The organism is Methylobacterium goesingense (assembly GCF_022179225.1).
GTDB lineage: Bacteria > Pseudomonadota > Alphaproteobacteria > Rhizobiales > Beijerinckiaceae > Methylobacterium > Methylobacterium goesingense.
Window position 1 is genome coordinate 1 of record NZ_BPQL01000098.1, and the last position, 24484, is coordinate 24484.

Genomic DNA, 24484 nt, shown 5'->3' on the forward strand with positions numbered 1-24484 from the left:
GGCGCGGGCGCCTCGGCCGGCTGAGCCTCGGGCTCCGGCTTGGACGCGACCGGCAGATCCTCCGCCTGGGTCACGTGCCCTTCCGAGAAGGCCGGCGCCTGCGCGGGCTCGGTCTCTCCGGTCGAAGCAGCGGCGACCGCCTCCGCGCTCACCGGCTCCTCGCCGCCGAGGAAGGCGGACGGCGCATCGCTCGCGCCCTGATCGCCGTCGATCGAGCCGACGGGCTTGTCCTGGGGAGCCCGGTCCTCGGAGACCGGCTGCCCGAAGGACTCGTCCCGGGGCGTCTCGTCCTGTGCGACGTGATCCTGGGCGCTGTGGTCCTGAGAGGTCTGGTCCCGGGAGCCCTCGCTGCCCTCGCCGTCACGTGAGCGGCCCTCGCGGTCACGGCCACGGCCGCCGCGACGGCCCCGGCGACGGCGGCGTCCGCTGCCGTCGTCATCGCCCGCGGGCGGGGTCTCGCCGGCCGTAACGACCTCGTCGCCCTCGGCCTGGGCGGCGACCTCGTCGGTCTCCTCGCCCTCGACGTCATCCTCGCCCTCGGACGCGGCCCCCTCGGTCCCGGACGATTCGCCGCCCTCGGGACGGCCGCCGCGCCGGCGACGGCGCCGTCGACGACCGCCCCGGCCCTCGCCGCCCTCGGCGGATTTCTCGCGGGCCTCCTCGCGGGTTTCCTCGCGCGCCTCGTCGGACGCGCCCTCGGCCTCGACCTCGTCGCCCTCTGCCTCGATCGCCTCGATCTCGGGATCGAAATCCTCCTCCGGCTCCAGGGCCGAGTTGATCGCCACGGCGCGCACGCCGGTCGCCGGGCCCTCGAGCCGGCTCGCGGGCTCACCGCGATCGAGCTGGAAGGCGGAGGTGGCCGCCAGGCGCTCGTCGGCCGCGATCGTCACGGAGACGCCGAAGCGCACCTCCAGTTCGCGCAAGTGGGCGCGCTTCTGGTTGAGGATGTAGAGCGCGACCTCGGTCTTCGTACGCAGGATGAGGTTGTGGCTGGTGCTCTTGAGGAGCGATTCCTCGATGGCCCGCAGGATCTGCAGGGCCACCGACGCGGTGGCGCGGACATAGCCCGAACCGCCGCAATGCGTGCAGGGGAGGGAGGAGCTCTCCAGCATGCCGGTGCGGATGCGCTGGCGGCTCATCTCCAGGAGGCCGAAGGGCGAGATCCGGCCGACCTGGATGCGGGCGCGATCGTTCTTCAGGCACTCGTTGAGCTTCTTCTCGACGGCGCGGTTGTTGCGCTTCTCGTCCATGTCGATGAAGTCGATCACGACGAGGCCGGCGAGATCGCGCAGGCGCAGCTGGCGGGCGACCTCCTCGGCCGCCTCCAGGTTGGTGCGCAGCGCGGTGTCCTCGATGTCGTGCTCGCGGGTCGAGCGGCCCGAGTTCACGTCGATGGAGACCAGCGCCTCCGTCGGGTTGATGACGAGGTAGCCGCCGGATTTCAGCGTGACGTGCGTGGAGAACATCGCGTCGAGCTGCTGCTCCACCCCGTAGCGGGCGAAGATGGGCGTCGACTCGCGATAGGGCTGCACGACCTTGGACTGGCCCGGCATCAGCATGCGCATGAAGTCGCGCGCCTCGCGGTAGGCCTCGTCGCCCGCCACCAGGATATCGTCGATGTCCTTGTTGTAGAGGTCGCGAATCGCGCGCTTGATCAGCGAGCCTTCCTCGTAGACCAGCGCGGGGGCGGACGACGATAGCGTCAGCTCGCGCACGCTCTCCCAGAGGCGCATCAGGTACTCGAAGTCGCGCTTGATCTCGGGCTTGGTGCGCGAGGCGCCGGCCGTGCGCAGGATTACGCCCATGCCGTCCGGCACCTCCAGGTCCTGCGCGACCTCCTTGAGGCGCTTGCGGTCGGCGGCGCTCGTGATCTTGCGGGAGATGCCACCGCCGCGTCCCGTGTTGGGCATCAGCACCGAGTAGCGGCCGGCGAGCGACAGATAGGTGGTTAGCGCCGCGCCCTTGGTGCCGCGCTCTTCCTTGACGACCTGCACCAGGATGATCTGGCGGCGCTTGATGACCTCCTGAATCTTGTAGTGCCGGCGGTAGGTGCGCGGACGCTCGGGGATCTCCGCCATGGCGTCGCCGCCGACCTGGGCGATCTTCTGCCGGCGCTCGCCGTCCTCGCCCTCCTCTTCGTCCTCGTCCTCGTCGTCCGAATCGTCGTCGTCGTCCTCCTCGGACTCGTCGTCCGAATCGTCGTCGTCCTCGTCCGAATCGTCGTCCGCGTCGGACTCGTCTTCGGATGCGGCCGGAGCCTCGGCCTCATCGGCGTCCGGGGCCTCCTCGGCGACGGCCTCGCCCATGGGCGCGGCCTCGAGGGCGAGTTCGGCGGCGGGCGCCACCGGCGTCTCGGCGGTCGCGCCTTCGAGCATGCCGTCCTCGGCCGGCTTCATCTCGGTCTCGGGGGACGCATCCGCGGGCGCGGCATCGACGCGTTCGGCCTGCGGCAGATCGGCGGCGGCGTCGCCCTCCGGCGTGGTGGTCTCTTGCGCGGCGGACTCATGCGCCGCGGTCTCGTGGGTCGTGGCGAGGCCGCCTTCCAGGAGGGCGTCAGCCGCGCCGATCGCCGGATCGCCCTCGGGACGGTCTTCTGACGCCTCGGAGGTCACGCTCTCGGAGGTTCTGGCCACCTTCGCGGCATTGCCGTCGCGACGGCCGCGCGAGCGGCGGCGGGGCTTGCGCTCCTCGCGCTCCCGGTGCTCCTCCGCCTCGCGGGCGTCGTCCTCCAGCAGCGCCTGCCGGTCGGCCAGCGGGATCTGGTAGTAGTCGGGGTGGATCTCGCTGAAGGCGAGGAAGCCGTGGCGGTTGCCGCCGTACTCGATGAAGGCCGCCTGGAGCGAGGGCTCCACACGGGTCACCTTGGCGAGGTAGATGTTACCGCGAAGCTGCCGCCGGTTGGCGGCCTCGAAGTCGAATTCCTCGACCCGCGACCCGTGAACCGTGACGACCCGGGTCTCCTCCGGGTGCATCGCGTCGATGAGCATCTTGTTGTTGGCCATGACGAACTTTCGACATGGCGGTCGACGTCGTTCTCCTCGAACCGCGCGGTCCCGATGGTGCGCCCCCCGATCCCGACGCGTCGGATGGTGGGGTCAGCGCACGTGACGACCCGGGGAAGGGGGTCGCGGAAGCTGTGGGGAAGGGATTGCCGCCAACCGCCGTAGGGCGCCGGATCTCGGCGCGCGTGGGGTTGATCCTGGCCAGGGTCGACGAGAAGGCGGCGCCACGCGAAACGCGCAGGCGTTGAACACGAGCAACGGCAACCGATGCTGTGTGTCCGCTCATTCTCTCCCTGACCTCGCGAAGACTGTGTGTGGGCTCGTCCGAAGACAGGCCGTGCACTCCAAGAACGGTGCGGCGGCCCGATCGGAAGCCGCCGAATGAACCGACTCCCGCCCGGATTTGAAGCGCCGCATCGTCCGACGTGAAACGGTCTGACGCGAAGAGCCGACTGCGAAGGCGATCCCGCGTGAAGCCGGACCGCGCCCGCGGGCCGCGGAGCAAACCGCGCGGCACCGGGAAGGGGACCCTACCATTACAGAGCGTCGCGACCTTTTGGCAAGGACCTTGATTTGAAAGAGCTCATGCCGGCGCGGTCCTTCACCGGCTAGGATCCGCTTTCGTGAGGCGGGCCGGCCTGTCGCCGAAGGGCCACAAGGCCCCGCGAATCGGAACGCGGGGTTTGAGGAACGGTTAACCATCCCGTCCGTATCCCTTAAGCGCACGGCTCACCGAAGCGCGTTCGCGAGCCAGCTCCTCCAGGGACGAAAGCCGGACCGATGCCGATACGCTCGCCCCTGCTCCGCTCCGCCGCCGTGGCCCTCCTGGCCGCCGGCATCCTGCCCGCCGGCACCCTGCGTCCCCTGGCCCAGGATGGCGAAAAGGGCCGCGCGGCCGCGCAGGGCGGCCAGGCCGCCGTCGCCATTGCGGCCGAGCTCTCGACGAACGCCGGCACCACCCGGCTGACCCTGACCCTCTCGAAGGCCATCGAGGCCAAGGCGTTCGTGATGGAGCGGCCGGACCGGGCCGTGATCGACCTCGCCGAGGTGAACTTCCAACTCGGCCCCGAGACCGGACGCAAGCGCGATGGGCTCGTCTCCTCCTTCCGCTACGGGCTGTTCGCCCCCGGCCGCTCGCGCATCGTCGTCGACCTCGCCCAGCCCGCCAGCGTCGGGCGCATCGAGACCGTGACCCGCCCCCGCGACGGCGCCGTGCTCCTCAGCGTCGAGTTCCAGCGCGCCGACCGCGACGCCTTCCGCCGTGCCGCCGTGGCGAGCGACCCGGCACCCGCCCAGCGCAAGGCCGCCGCACCGGAGGCGATGGATGCCCGCCCCCTCATCATGGTGGATGCGGGCCACGGCGGCACCGACCCGGGCGCCATCGCGGCCACGGGCGTGTTCGAGAAGGACATCGTCTTCGGCTTCGCCCAGTCCCTGGTGACACGGCTCGAATCCGGCGGGCGCTACCGTGTGCGCATGACCCGCGACCGGGATGTATTCGTGCCGCTCTCCGAGCGCGTCCGCCTCGCCCGAGAGGCGAAGGCCGACCTGTTCGTCTCGATCCACGCCGACTCGATCTCTTCGGCCCCGCAGGTGCGCGGCGCCACCATCTACACCGGCTCCGAGAAAGCCACCGACGCCGAATCGGCCAAGCTCGCCGAGCGCGAGAACCGGGCCGACGCCGCCGCCGGCACCGAATCGAACGAGGGGCCGGGCCACGTCGCCGACATTCTGCAGGACCTCACCCTGCGGGAGACCCGCACCTTCTCCTCGGGCTTCGCCAAGGGCCTGATGGCCCATCTCGGCCCCGTGATGGAGATGAGCGCCAAGCCGCACCGGGAGGCCGGCTTCCAGGTGCTGCGCTCGCCCGACGTGCCCTCCGTGCTGGTCGAACTCGGCTACCTGTCGAGCAAGCGCGACCTCGATCTGCTCCAGTCCGAGGGCTGGCGGGCCGAGGTCACCGGCGGCATGGCCAAGGCGATCGACGCCTTCTTCGGCAACCGCACCTCCCTGACCCGCCCGGTTCCGCCTCGGCGCTCGGCGGCAATCGCCCCAGTTTCACCATAGAATGGTTGTGAAACCGGGGCTCGCAACGCCCCGGTCGGATCGACGTCGATGAGCCTCGACGGGAACCGTCGCGGGCACCCTGAGCCTACGCCACCCATCGCACGCGCCTCGCCCGCACAATCGCGGCGAGACCCTTGCATCGAGGCCCTTGCATTTCGGGCCGGGACACGGTCCAGGGAGCACACGCCACGGTGGCGGGTGCTCTCGCGGCCGGCGGGCGGCGGCGGATCATCGACGGACGGGACCCGGATGCGCTTCATCCTTCGTTTCTTCGGCTTCCTGTTCAGCATTGGCGCGATGGTCTTCGTGATCGGCGCGGCAGGAGCGGCGTTCTTCTACTGGAAGTTCAGTCAGGACCTGCCGGACCACGCCGCGCTCGCCAATTACGAGCCGCCGGTTATGAGCCGCGTCCACGCGGCGGACGGTTCCCTGCTCGCCGAATACGCCACCGAGCGCCGGCTCTACCTGCCGATCCAGGCGATGCCGAAGATCGTGGTCGCGGCATTCCTCTCGGCCGAGGACAAGAACTTCTACAAGCACGGCGGCGTCGACCCCGAGGGTCTGGTCCGCGCCGCGCTGACCAACTTCAAGAGCGGCAAGAAGCAGGGCGCCTCGACCATCACCCAGCAGGTGGCCAAGAACTTCCTGCTGTCGCCGGAGCAGACCTTCGAGCGCAAGGCCAAGGAGGCGCTGATCGCCTTCCGGATCGAGGCCGCCTACTCGAAGGACAAGATCCTCGAACTCTATCTCAACGAGATCTTCCTCGGCACCATCGTGCCCGGCCGCAACCTGCACGGGGTCGCGGCGGCCGCGCTCGATTATTTCGGCAAGTCCGTTCACGAGTTGACGATCAACGAGGCGGCCTACCTCGCCGCCCTGCCCAAGGGGCCGAACAACTACCACCCCTACCGCCAGACCCAGAAGGCGCTCGACCGGCGCAACGAGATCATCGGCCTGATGGCCCAGAACGGGTACATCACCAAGGAGGAGGCCGAGGCCGCCCGCAAGATGCCGCTCGGCGTCAACCCGCGCGTCGCCTTCGCCAACGCCGCCAATGCCAACTACTTCACCGAGGAAGTGCGCCGCGAGATCGCCGAGCGCTACGGCGAGAAGAAGCTCTACGAGGGCGGCCTGTCCGTGCGCGCCACCCTCGACCCGAAGATGCAGGCCTGGGCCCGCAAGGCCCTGGTGGACGGCCTGATCCGCTACGACCAGTCCCATGGCTGGCGCGGCGCGCAGGCCAAGGTCGACCTCGTCGGCCGCGACTGGGGTCTCGCCGTCTCGGAGGTCTCCGGCCTCGGCGACGTCGCCCCCTGGCGCCTCGCGGTGGTGCTGAGCACCACGGGCGGCGCCGCGCAGATCGGCCTCCAGCCCCGCCGCGAGGCCTCGGGCCACGTCTCCAAGGACCGCGAGACCGGCACCATCGGCGCCGACGGCACCCGCTGGACCGGGCGCTCGCCCGCCGCCGCCCTGAACCCGGGCGACGTGGTCTACGTGGAAGCCATCGACGGGGGCCGGGGCCTGTACCGCCTGCGCCAGCGCCCGGAGATCTCCGGCGCCATCGTGGCGATGGACCCCTATACGGGTCGCGTCCACGCCATGGTCGGCGGCTTCTCCTATGACGAGAGCCAGTTCAACCGCGCCACCCAGGCGATGCGCCAACCCGGCTCATCGTTCAAGCCGATCGTCTACTCGGCGGCCCTCGACAACGGCTACACCCCGTCCTCCATCGTGCAGGATTCGCCGATCACCATCGAGGCGGGCCCCGGCCAGGAGGCCTGGACGCCCTCGAATTACGACGGCAAGTCCGGCGGCCCGCACACGCTGCGCTACGGCATCGAGCACTCGAAGAACCTGATGACGGTGCGGCTGGCCAAGGATGTCGGCATGCCCCTCATCGCCGAGTACGCCCGCCGCTTCGGCGTCTACGACGACATGCTGCCCGTGCTGCCGATGTCGCTGGGTGCGGGCGAGACCACCGTCATGCGCATGGTCACCGCCTATTCGATGCTCGCCAATGGCGGCCGGCGCATCCGCCCGACCCTGATCGATCGCATCCAGGACCGGGTCGGCGAGACCATCTACAAGCACGACACCCGCAAGTGCCTCGGCTGCGACGCGGAGAAGTGGTCGGGCCAGGACGAGCCCAAGCTGGTGGACGATTCAGAGCAGGTCCTCGATCCGCTCACCGCCTACCAGATGACCTCGATCATGGAGGGCGTGGTCCAGCGCGGCACCGCCACGATCCTGAAGCAGGTCGGCAAGCCGCTGGCCGGCAAGACCGGCACAACCAACGACGCCAAGGACGCGTGGTTCGTGGGCTTCTCGCCGGACCTGGCCGTCGGCGTCTATCTCGGCTTCGACAAGCCGCGCTCCCTCGGCGACCGGGCCACCGGCGGCGGCCTCGCCGCCCCGATCGCCCTCGACTTCCTGAAGCAGGCGCTCAAGGACAAGCCGCCGACACCGTTCCGCGTACCCCCGGGCATCAAGCTGATCCGCGTCTCGGCCTCCTCCGGCATGCGGGCCGGCTCCGGCGACGGCCCCGGCACGATCCTGGAGGCATTCAAGCCCGGCACCGCCCCGCCGGACGCCTACGTGGCCGCGCCGTCCCAGAACAGCGCCCCGGCTGCCGTGCCGCCGGACGCGGACCGCGCCGCCCAGGCCGGCGGGCTGTACTGAAGTCACGCCGCGCGCCGCCGGGACGATCACGGTCCGGCGGCGCGCGTTCTCGCTCACGGTCAGGGAACCGTCCCATCGGCGGCGAGGGCCCCGGAGGCGGCCTCCAGGCTCAGTTGGCCGTCGGCGACGAGGTGGGCGAAGCCGTGGACGATGGCCCAGGCGCGGAGCGTCGCCGGCCCGATGGTCCGGGATTCGGACGCATCGCCCCCGGATACGGCGCGGCCCGAAGCGACCCGGTCGAGCGCCCGTAGGGCCTCGAGGGCGGCGCCGGCGAGGTCGGGAAAGTCCGCCTTGCAGAGGCTGCTGCCGAACATCAGCAGGAAGCACGGGCGTTCCGCCACGGCGAAGGCGAGGTAGGCTTCCCCCATCGCCGCGAGATCGTCACCCGCCGCCTCGAGGCGCGCGCGCAGGCGGCCGAACCCCTCGGCCGCGACCCCGGCCAGGAGTGCGTCCCGGCTCGGAAAATGCCGGTAGGGCGCGTTGTGCGAAACCCCGGCTGCGCGTGCGACCTCGCGCAGGCTCACCGCCCCGATACCGTCCCGATGCAGGATCCCGGAGGCCGCGTCCAGCAGCGAGCGCCTGAGATCGCCGTGGTGATACGGCGCCTTGTCGGATGTTGACACTGCCAACTTCTGCCCTCATGTTGTCTGCGTCAACATAGCAGATGCGCGGAGAGACGGCATGACGCTCGAGCCCCTGATCGCTTCGGGCCCCGTCATCCAGGCCCATGCGCTGGCGGCGATTCTCGGGATCGGCCTCGGCGCGCTCCAGTTCGCGATGCCGAAGGGCACGCCGGGGCATCGCCAGCTTGGACGGGTCTGGGTCGGCCTCCTCGCCTTCGTCGCCCTCTCGTCCTTCGGCATCCACGAATTGCGGCAGGTCGGCCCCTTCAGTTGGATTCACGGCCTCTCGATCCTCACCCTGGGCGTGCTCGCCGTCGGCATCGCCCTGGCCCGGGCGGGGCGGATCGCTGCGCATCGCTGGACGATGATCGGCCTGTTCGTCGGCGGACTTCTCATCACCGGCCTGTTCACGCTGGTGCCGGGCCGGATCATGTACCGGGTCTTCTTCTCCCCTTAGACCAAGTCTCAGTGAGCCTGACCCATAGGTCAGCCTCCCTGAGGTCCGGCGGACGACCGCCGCCGCGCCGTCGCGCGGACGGACCTCGATGAATTAGGCTCATCGAGGTCCGGTATTAGAAGGCCGCCCGCACCCCGCCGAAGACGCTGCGGCCGACGCCCGGATAGAAGGCCACCGGACCGCCGGCCACGGCGGCGGCGTTGGTGACCACGCTGATGTCGGAGACGTAACGGGCGTCGGTCAGGTTGCGAGCATCCACGAACAGCGAGACGCCGTTCGCGAAGTCGAACCCCGCTGCGAGGTTGAGCACCGCGTAGCCCGGCACCTGCAGGGTGTTGGCGTGGTCCGCGAAGGCGCCCCGTGGCACCCAGTCGAGGGATGGGCTGATGTGGAAGCCTTCGCGGTTCCGGTAGGTCATCACCGTCCGCAGGACGTCGTCCGGGATGCCGGCGATGCGGTTGTTGGCGAAGACCGGGTCGCCCACGAAGCGGAAATCGTTGTGGGTCCAGATCTGCGAGACGACGAGGCCGTCGCCCTGTCCGAACAGGTCGCGGGCGAGATCGAGGGAGACGGCCGCCTCGACGCCCTGGTGGCGGGTGCGCGGCGCGTTGAAGGTCGCGGCAGGGATGTTGAGCCCGGGATTGATCGAGAAGTTGATCAACTCGTCGCGGATCTCGGAGCGGTAGAGCGTCACGTCCCAGGAGAGCCGGTCGATGCGCCCCCGTGTTCCGGCCTCGTAGGTCACCGCCCGCTGGGCCCGCAGGGGCACGAAGGTGGTGTTGAGGGTATTCGTCTGCACGAGGTCCGTGAAGTCCGGAACATCGCGCGAGCCGGTGACGTCGCCGAAGACCTGGATCTCCGGCAGGGGCTGCCAGAGCAGGCCGAGCTTCGGGTTGATGCCCTGGTAGGTCTCGTCGGCGAAGGAGGCGCGCGCGTTGGCGCCGGTGAATCCGCCCTTGTTGCTGTAGGTGCGATTCGACGAGAACGCCTTGGCGCCGGTCATCAGTGCAACATCCGGCAGGAACCAGAACCGGTTTTCGCCATACGCCTCGTAGTTTGATGCACTCTGGACCGAGCGCAGAGTCTGGGCGCCGCGCTGGCCGCCATTGTTGACGAACTGGAGCGCCGAGTTCTGGCCGGCGAAGGCCCGCAGCCCCAGGATCGTATCGTTGCGGAAGCCTCCCACGTCGAAGCTGCCGGCCCAGCGCGGCGCGATGCCGTAGGTCCAGCCATCCTGGTCGATGACCTGAAAGATGGGGTGGTACAACGACTTGTGGATGGCCCAGGTGTCGATGTCGAGCTTGCCGACATCGAGCGCGAAGGAGGTCCGGTTGGCGATCCGCTCGGTCTCGACCTTGCGCGACTGGTTGCCCGAGATCGCCGTGGGGTTGGCGAGCGTCGGGTTGTTCAGGGCATTGAACAGGCTCAGCGTGCCGGGAAGCTTCTGGTCGGTCAGGTAGATGCCGGCAAAGAATCGCGTCTCGACGCCCGGTGCGAGCTGGTAACCGAGGTTGGCGTTGAAATTCTGCGTCCGTTGGGTCTCATGATTCCGATAGCTGTCGGAATTCGTAATCGTGCCGTTGATCAGAAAGTCGGCCGGGCCGGAAATTCGGGACGCCTGGAAGTTCTCTCGAATTGTATTGAAGGCGCCTCCGTCGATGCGCAGGATGTTAGGCGCGAAGGCCGTATAGGCCGTCGGCGTGACGAAGTTGATGGCGCCGCCGAGCGTCGTGGCTCCGAAGGTGAGGGCGTTGCCGCCCTTGTAGACCTCGATCGAGCGCAGGCTCAGCGGGTCGATCTGATAGAAGTCGCCGCTGCCGTCGGCGAGGTTCAACGGGATGCCGTCCTGCAGGAGCTCGAGTCCCCGCAGGTGGAAGCCCCGCGAGATGCCCGAGCCGCGCACCGAGATGCGCAGTTCCTGCCCGTAGCGCTCCTGGACGTAGACGCCCGGCACTTCCTTCAGGGTGTCGCGCAGGGTATTGGCGTAGCGGGTTTGGAAGGCGCTGGCATCCACGAAGGCCACGGAGCCGACCGTGGCGTTCACGGCGGCACGCTGGGCGGTCACGCTCGGCACGGTGAGGGAACCCGCCGCCACGCCCTCGACGCTGAGTTCCGCGAGCGTCGCGGCGGCGGTTTCCTGCGCGGCGGCCCGGTTCATCGCAAGACAGATCGCCAGGAGCGAGACGCCCGCGGCAAGGGTACAGGACACGGCAAGGCGGGGTAGGGGAGCGGACATCGGATAGACTCCGGACCACGGGCCCGCGCTCTGCGACAGGTGCGGAGGGGCCGGCGTGATCCCGGTGAGAGAAACCAGGGGGCTGGGACAGGGCCGATGCCCCGCGGCGTGAACCACGCCGAGGGGCAGCCTCGTGCGCTGGCCGGGCCGAACCGGCCCGAGCGCCGGGGGAACGCTCAGTGGTCGTGATGACCCGGCGAAGCGGGAGCGCCGGGCTTCGACGCCCCGATCGGCGCGACGCTGAAGCTCACCGGCACGTTTCCGGCCCGATCGAAGGTCAGGCTTCCGGGAATCACGTCGCCGGCCTTCGGCGCGCCGTTGAGGCCCTCGAACATCAGGTGCAGGCCGCCCGGCTTCAGCTCCACCGTCTCGCCGGGCTTGATGGCGAGGCCACCCTCGATGGGGGCCATCTTCATCACGCTCCCCTCCATGGTCATGGAATGGATGGAGCCGCGGTCAGCGAGCGGAATCGCGGTGCCGGTGAGCCGGTCGGCCTGCGTGCCGGTGTTGGTGATGCGCACGTAGCCGCCCGCCACCTTGGCGCCGCCGGGGGTCGCCCGGATCCAGGGCGTCTCGATGGTGAGGTCCCCGGCCTTCACGCTCGTGGAGCCTGCCGCGCCGGCGGGCGCCACCTTCGCGGCCGCAACGACCCGGACCCCGGGGGCGGGCGATTTGAGAGCGTGAGCGTCCTGGCCTGCGGCCGGGATCTCGCTCCAGCGATACTGTCCCTTCGCGCAATCCTGCTCGATGGGGAAATAGACCGTGGCACCGGGGGCGAAGGCATCCGTGACCCGCGCCAGGAATGTGAACTCGTCGACCTGATCGTCCGGCAGACTGCCCCCGGTCCAGGTGATGGTCTTCACGCCCTCGCGGATGTCGCCGTGGAAGTAGGGATAGGCGCGGGCGTAGGCGCCCTTCTCGGTGGTCACGGTCCAGCCGGGCTTCGGCATCGGCTTGGCGCCCACGACCCCTTCCGGGATGGTGACGCTGACGCGGTTGGTCGGCTGGCCGTCGCAGCCATGGGTGATCTGGACCACGCCGCGATAGCTGGCGTTGGGCGTCGCCTCCTTGCGCTCCAGGGTGGCGTGCGCGCGAGCGGCGGAGGTGGTCAGCACAAGGGAAAGCGCGAGGCCGGCGAGGGGCGCGGCGCGAAGAATTCGGGTCATGGGTCGAGTCCGTGTCGGAAGGGATCGGAAGTGTGTGATCGCTTCAGACGACGGGAGGACCGCGCGGTTGGGGTATCGCGCCCGGCGGACCGCGCACGAAGTGGGCGACCTTACGCTGCCACGCGATGCGGCTCAGGACGGCGCGGGGCGGCCAGACGACGGCGTGGTCATCGATCTCCGGCAGGGCCACCTGCAGCATCGGCCCGGCCACGGTGCAGCAGGACTGATGATGGGCGTGGGACGGATCCGGCACGGCCGGACTCGCGCCGTCCACCTGCCCGAGACACAGGACGCCGTGCGAGATCGAGACGGGCAGAGGGACGAGCCCGCCCAGGATGGCGTTCAGCACGAACGCGTACAGCGCGATCACCGCAGTGACCGCGCGCAGCGGGGCCCAACCTCCGTGGCCTACCTGATGTGCCGGGAACGTCATTGTGACTCGACTTACGCCATCGGGCGTCCGGGCGCCATGCTGATCACGAAACGCCGCACGGTGCTGTGGCACACGGGCCGCAGTCGAGAGGCTGTGTTCGGGGATCACGGGGATAAACCCCGCCATGCCACAATGTGGCCGGGTGACCATGAGTTCTTAACCCCACCCCGACACGTTCGCGACACGGGGAGTTCCAAGTCCCGGCGCGGCGCGCGTTCGGGATCATGGGCGCCACATGTCGCTTCGTAAATCAGATCAGAGTTCACGTCCGATGCTGAAACAGGCTTTCCACACCCGGTCGCTCGGCCTTGCACTGCTCGCATCGGCGGGCGTCCTCGGTTCGTCCGCGATGGCGCGCGAGGCCGGCGGCTTCGCCCAGGCCGAATGGGCGCAGGATTACGCCTCGCCCGCCGCCATGCAGGTGCAGCGCTCCTCCACGCCGATTCTGTCGCCCCAGACCGTGACGGCCACGGAGCAGATGATCGAGCGCTACCGCGACATCGTCAATCGCGGCGGCTGGAAGCCCGTCTCGGGCGCCGACCGCCTGCGCGTCGGCGCCAAGGGCCCGGCGGTCGCGGCTCTGCGCCAGCGCCTGATCATCACGGGCGATCTCGACCCGGCCTCGGGCGGCTCGGGCGTATACGATTCCTACGTCTCGGCCGGCGTGAAGCGCTTCCAGGCCCGGCACGGCCTCAGCCAGACCGGCGCCATGAGCCAGACCACGCAGGCGGCCATGAACGTGCCCGCCGACGTGCGCCTGCACCAGCTCGAGATCAACGTGGTGCGCCTGCGCTCCTACGCCGGCAACCTCGGCAACCGCTTCGTCATCACAAACATCCCCGCCGCCCTGGTGCAGACGGTGGAGAACGGCCAGGTCGTGACCCTCCACGCCGCCGGCGTCGGCAAGATCGACCGTCAGTCGCCGATCATGAACACCAAGGCGACGCAGATCAATTTCAATCCCTTCTGGACGGTTCCGGCTTCCATCGTGAAGAAGGACCTCATCCCCAAGATGCAGAAGGACCCGTCCTACCTCACCGAGAACAAGATCCGCATCTTCGCGGGCGACAACGAGATCTCGCCGGCCTCGGTGAACTGGAATTCGGACGAGGGCACGCGCTACCGCTACCGCCAGGATTCGGGCGCCGACTTCAACTCGATGGGCATCGTGCGCATCAACATCCCGAACCCCTACGGCGTGTTCATGCACGACACGAACTCTAAGGGCGTGTACGGCGACGACTTCCGCTTCATCTCCTCGGGCTGCGTCCGCGTGCAGAACGTGCGCGAGTATATCACCTGGCTGCTCAAGGACACGCCCGGCTGGGGCCGCGACCAGGTCGAGCAGGCCATCGAGAGCGGCAAGCGCGTCGATGCCACGCTGTCCTCCCCGGTGCCGGTCTACTGGACCTACATCACCGCTTGGTCGACGCCGGACGGCCTCGTTCAGTTCCGCGACGACATCTACAAGCGCGACGGCGTGAACGTGCCCTCGACCCTCTCGGCCCCGACCCCCGTCGCCAGCGCCGAGCCGGTCCAGAGCTTCGAGCCGGGCGACGAGGAAAACTAAGCACAAGCGAGACGCCAAGACTGTCCGCGATCTGGGCCCGCGCTGCATAGCGCGGGCCTTTTGCGTGGCGGATGCGACGCCACGACACGGGTTGTTGCGTCCGCGAGACTTCACGTCGCGCTCTGTGCTGAATTTTTTTAACGGCCCGCGAAAAAATGCCTGTGCTTGGCCTTGGAACCGGGCCCGTGTAGTAATCCAGCCTTCGAACGCCCGCCCGCCCCACGCCAGCGGATTACGGGTGCGTCCGCCCGTTCAACAATCGAGGCTTTCCATGAGCGCCGGTACTGCTGCCGACAAGCACTTCTCCAACTCGTTCTTTGCGGCCCCCCTCTCGGACGCGGATCCGGAGATCGCCCAGGCAGTCGCCCAGGAACTCGGCCGCCAGCAGCACGAGATCGAGCTGATCGCCTCCGAGAACATCGTCTCGCGCGCCGTCCTCGAGGCGCAAGGCTCGGTGCTCACCAACAAGTACGCGGAAGGGTATCCGGGCCGGCGTTACTACGGCGGCTGCCAGTTCGTCGACATCGCCGAGAACCTCGCCATCGAGCGCGCCAAGCGCCTGTTCGACTGTGGCTTCGCGAACGTGCAGCCGAATTCCGGCTCCCAGGCGAACCAGGGCGTGTTCATGGCCCTGATGCAGCCGGGCGACACCTTCATGGGTCTCGACCTCGCGGCCGGCGGCCACCTCACCCACGGCGCCCCCCCGAACGTCTCGGGCAAGTGGTTCAAGCCGGTCTCCTATACCGTGAGCCGCGACGACCAGCGCATCGACATGGAGCAGGTCGAGGCCCTCGCGCACGAGCACAAGCCCAAGGTGATCATCGCCGGCGGCTCGGGCTACCCGCGCCACTGGGACTTCGCCAAGTTCCGCGAGATCGCCGATGCCGTCGGCGCGTACTTCTTCGTTGATGCGGCCCATTTCGCGGGCCTGATCGCGGCCGGCGTCCACCCGTCGCCGTTCCCGCACGCTCACGTTGTCACCACCACCACCCACAAGACCCTGCGCGGCCCGCGCGGCGGCATGATCCTCACGAACGACGAGGCGCTCGCCAAGAAGTTCAACTCGGCGATCTTCCCCGGCCTCCAGGGCGGCCCGCTCATGCACGTCATCGCCGGCAAGGCCGTGGCGTTCGGCGAGGCCCTGAAGCCCGAGTTCAAGATCTACGCCAAGCAGGTCATCGAGAACGCCAAGGCGCTCGCCGACACCCTGATGTCGAGCGGCTACAACATCACCTCGGGCGGCACCGACAACCACCTCATGCTGGTCGACCTCACCAGCAAGGGCCTCACCGGCAAGGCGGCGGAAGCCGCGCTCTCCCGCGCCGACATCACCTGCAACAAGAACGGCGTGCCCTTCGATACGCAGAAGCCCACGATCACCTCGGGCATCCGCCTCGGGACCCCGGCCGGCACCTCGCGCGGCTTCGGCGTCGCCGAGTTCAAGCAGATCGGCGGCTTCATCGTCGAGGTGCTCGATGGGCTCGTGGCCAAGGGCGATGCGGGCGATCCCGCCATCGAGGCGAGCGTGAAGGAGCGGGTGCACGCCCTCACCGACCGCTTCCCGATCTACAGCTGAGACGAGACGCCCCGGAGGGGTTGTTCTCCGGCGCTTGAATCGGCGCCCCTCACCATGCCATGCAACGGCCGCGGACCCTCGGGTTCGCGGCCGTTGCCATTCTGTCGATCTCCGGCTCAACCCAGGTGTCCGTCCGATGCGGTGTCCCTATTGCGGCGGTCCCGACACCCAGGTGAAGGATTCGCGCCCGAGCGACGACGCGGCGGCGATCCGCCGGCGCCGGGTCTGTCCGGATTGCGGCGGCCGTTTCACCACCTTCGAGCGGGTGCAGCTGCGCGAACTCACCGTGCTCAAGCGCTCGGGCAAGCGCGTGCCCTTCGATCGCGACAAGCTTCAGCGCTCCATCGGAGTCGCCCTGCGCAAGCGCCCCGTCGACCCCGAGCGCGTCGAGCGCCTGGTGAGCGGCATCACCCGGCAGCTCGAGAGCAGCGGCGAGGCCGAGATCGGCAGCGAGGCCATCGGGGAACTCGTGATGGAGGGTCTCAAGGGTCTCGACGACGTCGCCTATGTGCGCTTCGCCTCGGTCTACAAGAATTTCCGTGAGGCCAGCGACTTCAAGGCGCTGCTCGGTACCCTCGCCCCGCCTGTCGCGCAGGAGTCGGCAGCCCCCGAACCGGAGTGCGATGCGCCCTCGGGCGAACTTCCGCCCCAGGTCGAGCTTCCGCCGCACGTGACGCCGCTCCGGGCCAAGCGCCAGACGCGGTCTTCCCCGTGAGCCAGCCTTCGAACGTGCCCGTCAGCGCCGCCGATCGGCGCTTCATGCGCCTCGCCCTCGCCCTGGGGCATCGCAACCTCGGACGGACTTGGCCGAACCCCTCCGTGGGCGCCGTGGTGGTCGCGGGCGAGCCGGGGGCGGAACGCATCGTGGGGCAGGGCGTCACCGCGCCCGGCGGCCGACCGCACGCCGAGCCCATGGCCCTGGCGATGGCCGGTGCGGCGGCGCGCGGCGCGACCCTCTACGTCAGCCTGGAGCCGTGCTCGCATCATGGACGCACGCCCCCCTGCACGGACGCGATCATCGGAGCCGGAATCACCCGGGTCGTCACCGCCCTGACAGATCCCGATTCCCGGGTTGCCGGCCGGGGGCACGGGCTCCTGGCGGAAGCGGGCATCGCGGTGACCACCGGTCTCCTGGCGGAAGAGGCGGCGCGGGATCACCGTAGCCACGTCACCCGCGTGACCCTGGGACGGCCGAGCCTGCACCTCAAGCTCGCCCAGACCCGGGACGGTTTCGCCGGGGCGCCCAACGAGCGCCTGCGCATCACCGGGCCGATCGCGGACGGGGCCGTCCATCTCTGGCGCGCCCACGCCGACGCCATCCTGGTCGGCATCGGCACCGCGCGGGCCGACGATCCCGCCCTGACCGTGCGGCTGCCGGGCCTGTCCGACCGCTCGCCCCTGCGGGTGGTGCTCGATTCCTCCCTGCGCATCCTGCCCTCGACCTATCTGGTGCGCAGCGCGCGGGACGTGCCGACGTTGATCGTCACCACCCGCCGCGCGCCCATCCACGCCAAGCGGATGCTCGCCTCCTTCGGGGTCGAGGTCATCGCCGTCGATTCCAGCCGGACCGGGCGGATCGACCTCGACGAGGCCTTGCGGGCCCTGGCCGATCGCGGCCTGACGCGAATCTGCTGCGAGGGCGGCCCCGGCCTCGCCGATGCCCTCGCGGAAGCCAACCTCGTCGACGTTTTCACGCTGATCACCGGCCCGACTGCCCTCGGCGGCGCCGGCGGCCTGCCGGCGGTCGGCGCGGCCCTTCAGGAACGTCTGGCCCACGGCCATCTCAGAGCGATCGAGACCCGGTCCCTCGGGCCCGACCGGGCCGTCACCTATGAGCGGAGCGTCTGAGATGTTCACCGGACTCGTCACGGATATCGGGGAAGTGGTGTCGGTCGAGGGCGACGACCGCCTGCGCCGCATCCGCATCCGCTCGCACTATGATCCGACCTCGATCGCGCTCGGCGCCTCCATCGCTTGCTCGGGACCTTGCCTCACGGCGGTGGCGGTAGAGCCCGTGGCGGGCGGCTGCATCTTCGCGGTCGACGCCGCGGCCGAGACCCTGGCCCGCACCCATGTGGGTGCCTGGCGGAAAGGCCGGCGCCTGAACCTGGAGCGCTCCCTCAAGATCGGCGACGAACTCGGCGGCCACCTCGTCACCGGCCACGTCGACGGTCTCGCCGAACTCGTCGCCCGCGATCCCGTCACGGGCGGCGCGGGCGATCCGCAATGGGCCCCCTCCGACCGTTTCACCCTCCGGGCTCCGGCGCAGCTTGCGCGCTTCATCGCCGAGAAGGGGTCCGTCTGCCTCGACGGCACCTCGCTCACCGTGAACTCCGTGGACGACGACCTGTTCTCGGTGCTCCTCATCCCGCACACCCTCGCGGTCACCACCTGGGGCGAGCGCCAGGCCGGGGACCGGCTCAACCTCGAGGTCGATCTCATCGCCCGCTACGCCGCCCGCCTGTCCGAGAGCCGGCCTGCGCGCGACGCATGATCTCGGCGCGGGGCGGGCCCCCGCGATGCTCAGCCTTGTCGCAACGGCACCTTCGGTCTATCGCTCGCGCCTGCGATCGAGGGATTCTCCCGCCGGTCGAACCGCGCACGTCGGCATGCGCCGCTCCGTCGGGCTGCCGCCCGGGACGGACCGGCGGCGCACCGAGCGTCGATCGCATCCGTGAAGGCCCCTCGATGGTATCGCACGCCTACGCCGCCCGCACCGCCCCCGCCAACGTCAAGGGCGCGCGCGTCCTCGTGGTGGAGGCCCGCTATTACGAGGACCTCTCCGACGAACTCCTGGCCGGCGCCGAAGGCGCCCTGGCGGCGGCCGAGGCGGTGGCGACCGTGGTGACGGTGCCGGGTGCCCTGGAGATTCCGGCGGCCATCGCGATCCTGGTCGAGGCCGCCGCCCGCGCGGGCCAGCCCTACGACGCGGTGGTGGCCCTCGGCTGCGTCATCCGCGGCGAGACCGGACACTACGACATCGTCGCGGGCGAGAGTGCGCGAGCGCTGATGGACCTGTCCGTCACCCTGCGTCTGCCGCTCGGCAACGGCATCCTGACGGTCGAGACCGAGGCACAGGCACAGGCCCGCGCCCGGGTCGCCGAGATGAACAAGGGCGGCGGTGCCGCCGAGGCCGCGCTCGCGGTGCTGTCGCTCAAGCGCGACGCATCGGCGGCGTCGGTCGGAGAGGATTGAACATCATGGCCAAGAATTCCGAGTCCAAGAATTCCGGGTCCAAGAATTCCGAGTCGAAGAGCTCCGAACGGAGCGGCGCTCGCCTCGCCGTGGTGCAGGCGCTCTACGACATGGAGATCTCGGGCAAGGGCGTGATCGAGGCACTGGCCGAGTTCGAGACGTTCTGGATCGGTCGCGAGGTCGACGGCATCGCCCATCCGCAGGCCGAGATCGCCTTCTTCCGCGACCTCCTGCGTGGCGTCGTCGACGAGCAGCGCGCCATCGACCCGCAGCTCGACGGGGCGCTCGCGGCGGGCTGGCCCCTGAAGCGCATCGAGGCGGTGCTGCGCGCCATCCTGCGCGCCGGGGCCTACGAGCTGATGTACCGGCGCGACGTACCGGCTCGCGTCGCCATCTCGGAATACGTCGACGTCGCGCACAGCTTCTATGACGGCGACGAGCCGGGACTCATCAACGGCGTCCTCGACAAAGTCGCGCGCGAGGTCCGTGGCAATGAGTTCGCCGGCCTTCCGGCCTCCGGGCGGGCCTGAGCCGCGTGGCCGAAGACCGGTCGGAGGCCGGCGGGCCCCGGCCCGACGAGGACGGCCTCATCGCCCGCTACTTCGCGCCCCTGGCGGGCCCCGGCGCGGACGGCCTGCGCGACGACGCCGCCACCCTGACCCCGAGCCCGGGCTGCGACCTCGTCCTCACGGCCGATGCCATCGTGGCCGGCGTGCATTACTTTCCCGACGACCCACCCGCATCGATCGCCCGCAAGGCCCTCGGCGTGAACGTGTCGGATCTTGCCGCCAAGGGCGCCAGCCCACGCGGCTATCTGCTCACCCTGGCCCTGCCGGACGAATGGAGCGAAGACTGGCTCGCGGGCTTCGCGGCTGGGCTCGGCGCGGGGCTCGCCGCGTTCGGCGGCGTGCTGCTCGGCGGCGACACCGTGCGGGCGGCCGGCCCCGCACTGATCGGCGTCACCGCCATCGGCGAGGTGCCGCGCGGCACCATGGTCCGGCGCCTGGGAGCCCGGATCGGCGACCGCATCTGCGTCAGCGGCACCATCGGCGATGCCGCCCTCGGGCTGCATCTGCGCCAAGCGCCTCCGGCGACTTGGTCGGAGGCCCTCGACGCCTCCGACCGTGCCGCCCTGATCGACCGCTACTGGCATCCACGTCCACGCATCGCCCTGGCGCCCGTCCTGCGCGCGCATGCGCGGGCCGCGATGGACGTCTCGGACGGACTCGCCGGGGATCTCGCCAAGATGCTCAAGGGTGGGACGCCGGACGAGCAAGGGCTCTGGGCCGACATCGACCTCGCCGCGATGCCCCTGTCCGAGGCGGCGGCCCGCGCCCTGGCAGCGGCCCCCGAGCTGCTGACGACGATCGTCACCGGGGGCGACGACTACGAGATCCTCTGCGCAGTGGCGCCGGAGCACCTGAACGCCTTGCTGGCGGAAGCTGGGGCGGTCGGCGTGCCCCTGACCTGCATCGGGACGGTTACGGCGGGGCAGGGGGCACCGGTCTTCCGGCAGGCCTCCGGGCGAGCGCTCTCCATCGGGACCGGATCGTTCAGTCACTTCTGACGATCGGCGCGAAGAACCCGGCATCTGGCCTGCTCGTTCGATCGGTGCGGGCCCACGCAGACGCGGAGCCGCGACGGACGAGATCGGCCTGGACGACTTGGGAACATCACGGCATGGCCCGACGAAACCGGACGTCTGACGACCCGCGTCCTCGACACCGCGAACGGCATGCCGGCATGACCATCGACTCTTATTGGCGAAAGGGCGAGACCTTCAGGACCGGCAGCGACCCGATCGTCGTCCATGTCGCAGCACAGGACCGGCGCCTCCGTCTCCGGGCAGGAAAGCGCGGGCTTCGACCGCATAAGCCCAACGGAGTTCGATCACCTCAACGCGGCTCATCGCGCGCGCTTTGGCTTCCCCTCCATCATCGCGGCGCGCGGGAGCGGACGTGCCGAGATCCTGTGGGAGTTCGAACGCCGTCTCGCCCCTTCGCCGGGGGCGGAGCCGGACGCAGCCCTCGCCGAGATCGCGGCCATCACCGGAAGCGCTGGGGCACCGCTGGGCCCTGATCCGCGTCCGCCCCGACGACAGGCCGGGCATGCGTCCGATCTCCTCTTGCCAGACGCCGATCTGCTGCGACCGCTCACGCACCGAACGTCCGCACGCCCCATGAAAATTGCATTATTATGCAATTTGTCCCATCTGCTCCGTGAGGAGAACGTCGAAACCCGGAAAGACAAGAATCCTTACGAACGCGTAACGTCGCAGCAAAATCACTTATCCTGCTGACTCCATCAATATTCGCGAATGCTCACGACGAAGTTTCTGTCCGCAATGCTACGCTATCCTGAGAGGTGACAAGGGCCTCAACTCGCTGAAGAACCCGTCGCACGACCCGGAGCCGGCGCGCACGATCCGAAACGTCGACGGCCGACCACACACCGATGCTGCAACGCACAAATATTCGCGGATGAAAAACCTAAGCGGCATTTGCAAGTGTCTCGGAAGTTTGGCACTCAGAGCAGGCACGCGCTGAAACGACACACCAATACTGGCGAGATGCGAGCTCCCGAGCGCGCCGCTCAAGCTCGCCATCGCCGCCCGGGAACCAGAACGGCCAGAAAGTCCAAGAAACAGCTGATACGATCAAGAATACGCCGCAGCTCTCACCGGACATCATCCAATCAAGGACGGTCGCATGACAGCATTGGTGCTCATCATCCTGGGCGGGCTCTGTGCCGTCGCCTACGGCATTCTGACGATCAACGACGTCTTACGGCGCGACGCCGGCACCCCGCGCATGCAGGAAATTGCAGGTGCCATCGCGGAGGGTGCGCAGGCCTATCTCCGGCGCCAATACGCCACCATCGCGATCGTCGGGCTCGTGCTGTTCGTGGCGCTGGCCTACTTCCTCGGGCTGAAGGTCGGCATCGGTTTCCTCATCGGTGCCGTGCTGTCGGGGGCGGCCGGCTTCATCGGCATGAACGTCTCGGTGCGCGCCAACGTCCGCACCGCGCAAGCCGCCTCGACCTCCCTCGGCGGCGGTCTCGACGTGGCGTTCAAATCCGGCGCCGTCACCGGCATGTTCGTGGCGGGCCTCGCGCTCCTCGGGGTCGCGCTGTACTACGCCTATCTCACCCGCATCGCCGGCCTGTCGCCGGCCAGCCGCGACGTCATCGACGCCCTGGTGGCGCTGGGCTTCGGCGCCTCGCTGATCTCGATCTTCGCCCGTCTCGGCGGCGGCATCTTCACCAAGGGTGCCGATGTCGGCGGCGATCTCGTCGGCAAGGTCGAGGCCGGGATTCCGGAAGACGACCCGCGCAATCCCGCCACCATCGCCGACAACGTCGGCGACAACGTCGGCGACTGCGCCGGCATGGCAGCCGACCTGTTCGAGACCTACGCGGTGACGGTGGTCGCCACCATGGTGCTCGCCGCGATCTTCTTCTCCGGGCAGACCGATGTGTCCGGGCGTAACGTGCTCGAGACAATGCTGCTCTACCCGCTGGCCATCGGCTCGGCCTGCATCCTCACCTCGATCGCCGGCACCTACGCGGTCCGGCTCGGGGCCAACCAGTCGATCATGGGTGCGCTCTACAAGGGCCTGATCACCGCCGGCTTGCTCTCGGTCCTGGCCATCGCGGGCGTGAACTACGCCCTGTTCGGCGGCCTCTCGACAGCGTTCACCACCAACGCGGGCGTCACCTTCACCTCGGGGGCGCTCCTCGGCTGCGCGGTGATCGGCCTCGTCATTACGGCTCTGATCGTCGTCATCACCGAGTACTACACCGGCACCAATTTCCGGCCGGTGAAGTCCATCGCGGACGCCTCGGTGACGGGCCACGGCACCAACGTGATCCAGGGCCTCGCGATCTCCCTCGAATCCACCGCGCTCCCCGCACTCGTCATCGTGGCGGGCATCATCAGCACCTATTCGCTGGCCGGGCTCTTCGGCATCGCCATCGCGGTCACCGCCATGCTGGCGCTCGCCGGCTTCATCGTGGCGCTCGATGCCTTCGGCCCCGTCACCGACAACGCGGGCGGCATCGCCGAGATGGCCGGCCTGCCGCCGGACGTCCGTAAGTCTACGGACGCCCTCGACGCGGTCGGCAACACCACCAAGGCGGTGACCAAGGGCTATGCCATCGGCTCGGCCGGTCTCGGCGCCCTGGTGCTGTTCGCCGCCTATACCTCCGACCTGAACTACTTCATCGCCAATGCGAGCCCGACCCAGTACCGCTTCTTCCAGGGCGTCACGGTCGATTTCTCGCTTTCCAACCCCTACGTCGTGGTCGGACTGCTGCTGGGCGGGCTCATTCCGTTCCTGTTCGGCGGCATGGCGATGACGGCGGTGGGCCGCGCGGCGGGCGCCGTGGTGGAGGAGGTCCGCCGGCAGTTCCGCGAGAAGCCCGGCATCATGCAAGGCACCGACCGGCCGGATTACGGCCGCGCCGTCGACATGCTGACCCGGGCGGCGATCAAGGAGATGATCGTACCGTCGCTGCTGCCGGTGCTGTCGCCGATCGTGCTGTTCTTCGTGATCCAGCCGATCGCCGGCAAGAGCCAGGCCTTCGCCACGGTGGGGGCGATGCTCCTCGGGGTGATCATCACGGGGCTCTATGTCGCCGTCTCGATGACCTCGGGTGGCGGCGCCTGGGACAACGCCAAGAAGTACATCGAGGACGGCCACCATGGCGGCAAGGGCTCGGAGGCCCACAAGGCCGCGGTGACCGGCGACACGGTCGGCGACCCCTACAAGGACACCGCCGGCCCCGCGGTGAACCCGGCGATCAAGATCACCAACATCATCGCCCTGCTCCTCCTGGCGGTGCTGGCCCATAGCTGAGAGACGGCCGAACCGGAGTTCCGCCTCGAACCGCGAAGCTCCTTGTTCTGAAAACCTAGCGTGAAACGGGGCGCTCCATAGCTGGGGTGCCCCGCAGACATCAGATGGAAAGCATCATTCCCGATCCGCGAGCACGGGGTTCGGCGCACGTTCCGAATCTGCCGGTTGGCACGATGGTCCGCCGGCCCGATCTGCGCGCGAAGATTGTGCGATCCTGGGCTCTTGGCGTAGTTGGGGCGGGCGAATCGGACGGACGGAAAGCGGCCTGACCGGGTTGCGTTCCTCGGGCAGCGACGCGTCCCGATTCATAGCCATCGCGTCTTCCCGATAATCGGCGTATCAGGGACCATCATTGGCTTCGGTCCCGGCCGCCAGTGCCTGAGAGTCGCGAGCGCTCCCGCCCTGAACTCGCGGAGCACGTCTGTGTCAGACAACAAGCCTTTGGCTATCCTTATCGCGGAGACAGACTCGCTCGTCAGTATGGTCACGGCCGATATGCTGACGGATCTCGGGTATCAGGCCATAGAGGTCAGCACTGCCGCCCAAGCGCTGGCGGTTCTTCGCGGACCGGCCAACGTCCGCATGCTGATCACGATGCTGCGCCCCGTGATCAGCATGCGGACG

The 24484-nt window shown here is 69.1% G+C and carries 19 protein-coding genes; 14 read left to right on the forward strand and 5 right to left on the reverse strand.

Features of this window, described 5'->3' with window-relative positions; genetic code table 11:
- On the reverse strand, window positions 1-3002 hold a 3002-nt coding region (locus tag MFF30_RS17280; protein ID WP_238280715.1), incomplete at its 3' end, for an Rne/Rng family ribonuclease.
- 780 nt (window positions 3003-3782) lie between these two features.
- On the opposite strand from MFF30_RS17280, the gene MFF30_RS17285 reads away from it, so the two are divergent.
- A complete protein-coding gene (locus MFF30_RS17285) occupies window positions 3783-5069 on the forward strand; it encodes an N-acetylmuramoyl-L-alanine amidase (protein WP_238280716.1) in 1287 nt (428 codons plus the stop codon).
- Between the two features lie 249 nt (window positions 5070-5318).
- A complete protein-coding gene (locus tag MFF30_RS17290) occupies window positions 5319-7748 on the forward strand; it encodes a penicillin-binding protein 1A (RefSeq protein WP_238280717.1) in 2430 nt (809 codons plus the stop codon).
- A gap of 59 nt (window positions 7749-7807) precedes the next feature.
- Here the strand turns inward: MFF30_RS17290 and MFF30_RS17295 are convergent, their stop codons facing one another.
- Window positions 7808-8371 carry a TetR/AcrR family transcriptional regulator gene (locus MFF30_RS17295; protein ID WP_238280718.1) on the reverse strand — a complete coding sequence of 188 codons (564 nt, stop codon included), beginning with the start codon at window positions 8369-8371 and terminating at the stop codon, window positions 7808-7810.
- Window positions 8372-8429: 58 nt separating this feature from the next.
- On the opposite strand from MFF30_RS17295, the gene MFF30_RS17300 reads away from it, so the two are divergent.
- The gene (locus tag MFF30_RS17300) at window positions 8430-8828 is read left to right on the forward strand and encodes a DUF2306 domain-containing protein (protein WP_238280719.1); all 399 of its coding nucleotides are present in this window, start codon (window positions 8430-8432) and stop codon (window positions 8826-8828) included.
- Between the two features lie 115 nt (window positions 8829-8943).
- On the opposite strand, the gene MFF30_RS17305 is transcribed toward MFF30_RS17300, so the two are convergent.
- The 3 genes from MFF30_RS17305 to MFF30_RS17315 all read right to left on the reverse strand — a co-directional run bounded on the left by MFF30_RS17305 (window position 8944) and on the right by MFF30_RS17315 (window position 12600).
- The gene (locus MFF30_RS17305; protein WP_238280720.1) at window positions 8944-11064 is read right to left on the reverse strand and encodes a TonB-dependent receptor family protein; all 2121 of its coding nucleotides are present in this window, start codon (window positions 11062-11064) and stop codon (window positions 8944-8946) included.
- A 176-nt stretch (window positions 11065-11240) separates the two neighbouring features.
- A complete protein-coding gene (locus MFF30_RS17310; RefSeq protein ID WP_238280721.1) occupies window positions 11241-12230 on the reverse strand; it encodes a DUF1775 domain-containing protein in 990 nt (329 codons plus the stop codon).
- 43 nt (window positions 12231-12273) lie between these two features.
- Entirely contained in the window at window positions 12274-12600 is a 327-nt protein-coding gene (locus tag MFF30_RS17315) for a hypothetical protein (RefSeq protein ID WP_238280722.1), read from the reverse strand.
- A gap of 334 nt (window positions 12601-12934) precedes the next feature.
- Between MFF30_RS17315 and MFF30_RS17320 the strand changes: the two genes are divergently transcribed.
- The 11 genes from MFF30_RS17320 to MFF30_RS17370 all read left to right on the forward strand — a co-directional run.
- Window positions 12935-14233, forward strand: a complete 1299-nt coding sequence (locus MFF30_RS17320) for a L,D-transpeptidase family protein (RefSeq protein ID WP_238280723.1) — start codon at window positions 12935-12937, stop codon at window positions 14231-14233.
- A gap of 271 nt (window positions 14234-14504) precedes the next feature.
- On the forward strand, window positions 14505-15809 hold the full coding sequence (glyA, locus tag MFF30_RS17325) for a serine hydroxymethyltransferase (RefSeq protein ID WP_238280724.1): 1305 nt from the start codon (window positions 14505-14507) through the stop codon (window positions 15807-15809).
- Between the two features lie 136 nt (window positions 15810-15945).
- Window positions 15946-16524, forward strand: a complete 579-nt coding sequence (gene nrdR, locus MFF30_RS17330; RefSeq protein ID WP_238280725.1) for a transcriptional regulator NrdR — start codon at window positions 15946-15948, stop codon at window positions 16522-16524.
- A gap of 44 nt (window positions 16525-16568) precedes the next feature.
- A complete protein-coding gene (gene ribD, locus MFF30_RS17335) occupies window positions 16569-17657 on the forward strand; it encodes a bifunctional diaminohydroxyphosphoribosylaminopyrimidine deaminase/5-amino-6-(5-phosphoribosylamino)uracil reductase RibD (protein ID WP_238280732.1) in 1089 nt (362 codons plus the stop codon).
- Window position 17658: 1 nt separating this feature from the next.
- A complete protein-coding gene (locus tag MFF30_RS17340) occupies window positions 17659-18303 on the forward strand; it encodes a riboflavin synthase (protein WP_238280726.1) in 645 nt (214 codons plus the stop codon).
- A gap of 194 nt (window positions 18304-18497) precedes the next feature.
- Window positions 18498-19004 (forward strand): 6,7-dimethyl-8-ribityllumazine synthase, encoded by a 507-nt coding sequence (ribH, locus tag MFF30_RS17345; protein WP_238280727.1) that lies wholly within the window; start codon window positions 18498-18500, stop codon window positions 19002-19004.
- Window positions 19005-19009: 5 nt separating this feature from the next.
- The gene (nusB, locus tag MFF30_RS17350; RefSeq protein ID WP_238280728.1) at window positions 19010-19534 is read left to right on the forward strand and encodes a transcription antitermination factor NusB; all 525 of its coding nucleotides are present in this window, start codon (window positions 19010-19012) and stop codon (window positions 19532-19534) included.
- Between the two features lie 5 nt (window positions 19535-19539).
- A complete protein-coding gene (gene thiL, locus MFF30_RS17355) occupies window positions 19540-20571 on the forward strand; it encodes a thiamine-phosphate kinase (protein ID WP_238280729.1) in 1032 nt (343 codons plus the stop codon).
- Between the two features lie 243 nt (window positions 20572-20814).
- Window positions 20815-21303, forward strand: coding sequence for a 2-oxo-4-hydroxy-4-carboxy-5-ureidoimidazoline decarboxylase (locus MFF30_RS17360; RefSeq protein ID WP_238280730.1), 489 nt, complete (start codon window positions 20815-20817; stop codon window positions 21301-21303).
- A 409-nt stretch (window positions 21304-21712) separates the two neighbouring features.
- A complete protein-coding gene (locus tag MFF30_RS17365) occupies window positions 21713-23860 on the forward strand; it encodes a sodium-translocating pyrophosphatase (RefSeq protein ID WP_238280731.1) in 2148 nt (715 codons plus the stop codon).
- A 423-nt stretch (window positions 23861-24283) separates the two neighbouring features.
- Window positions 24284-24484, forward strand: a 201-nt coding sequence (locus tag MFF30_RS17370) for a response regulator (protein ID WP_506289931.1), incomplete at its 3' end; no start/stop codon positions are given.

Excerpts from the sequence above, each read along its gene's own strand:
- MFF30_RS17285 (WP_238280716.1), top strand. The coding sequence starts at position 3,783 with ATGCCGATACGCTCGCCCCTGCTCCGCTCCGCCGCCGTGGCCCTCCTG.
- MFF30_RS17290 (WP_238280717.1), top strand. The coding sequence starts at position 5,319 with ATGCGCTTCATCCTTCGTTTCTTCGGCTTCCTGTTCAGCATTGGCGCG.
- MFF30_RS17300 (WP_238280719.1), top strand. The coding sequence starts at position 8,430 with ATGACGCTCGAGCCCCTGATCGCTTCGGGCCCCGTCATCCAGGCCCAT.
- MFF30_RS17305 (WP_238280720.1), bottom strand. The coding sequence starts at position 11,064 with ATGTCCGCTCCCCTACCCCGCCTTGCCGTGTCCTGTACCCTTGCCGCG.
- MFF30_RS17310 (WP_238280721.1), bottom strand. The coding sequence starts at position 12,230 with ATGACCCGAATTCTTCGCGCCGCGCCCCTCGCCGGCCTCGCGCTTTCC.
- MFF30_RS17320 (WP_238280723.1), top strand. The coding sequence starts at position 12,935 with ATGCTGAAACAGGCTTTCCACACCCGGTCGCTCGGCCTTGCACTGCTC.
- glyA (WP_238280724.1), top strand. The coding sequence starts at position 14,505 with ATGAGCGCCGGTACTGCTGCCGACAAGCACTTCTCCAACTCGTTCTTT.
- nrdR (WP_238280725.1), top strand. The coding sequence starts at position 15,946 with ATGCGGTGTCCCTATTGCGGCGGTCCCGACACCCAGGTGAAGGATTCG.
- ribD (WP_238280732.1), top strand. The coding sequence starts at position 16,569 with ATGCGCCTCGCCCTCGCCCTGGGGCATCGCAACCTCGGACGGACTTGG.
- MFF30_RS17340 (WP_238280726.1), top strand. The coding sequence starts at position 17,659 with ATGTTCACCGGACTCGTCACGGATATCGGGGAAGTGGTGTCGGTCGAG.
- ribH (WP_238280727.1), top strand. The coding sequence starts at position 18,498 with ATGGTATCGCACGCCTACGCCGCCCGCACCGCCCCCGCCAACGTCAAG.
- nusB (WP_238280728.1), top strand. The coding sequence starts at position 19,010 with ATGGCCAAGAATTCCGAGTCCAAGAATTCCGGGTCCAAGAATTCCGAG.
- MFF30_RS17360 (WP_238280730.1), top strand. The coding sequence starts at position 20,815 with ATGTCGCAGCACAGGACCGGCGCCTCCGTCTCCGGGCAGGAAAGCGCG.
- MFF30_RS17365 (WP_238280731.1), top strand. The coding sequence starts at position 21,713 with ATGACAGCATTGGTGCTCATCATCCTGGGCGGGCTCTGTGCCGTCGCC.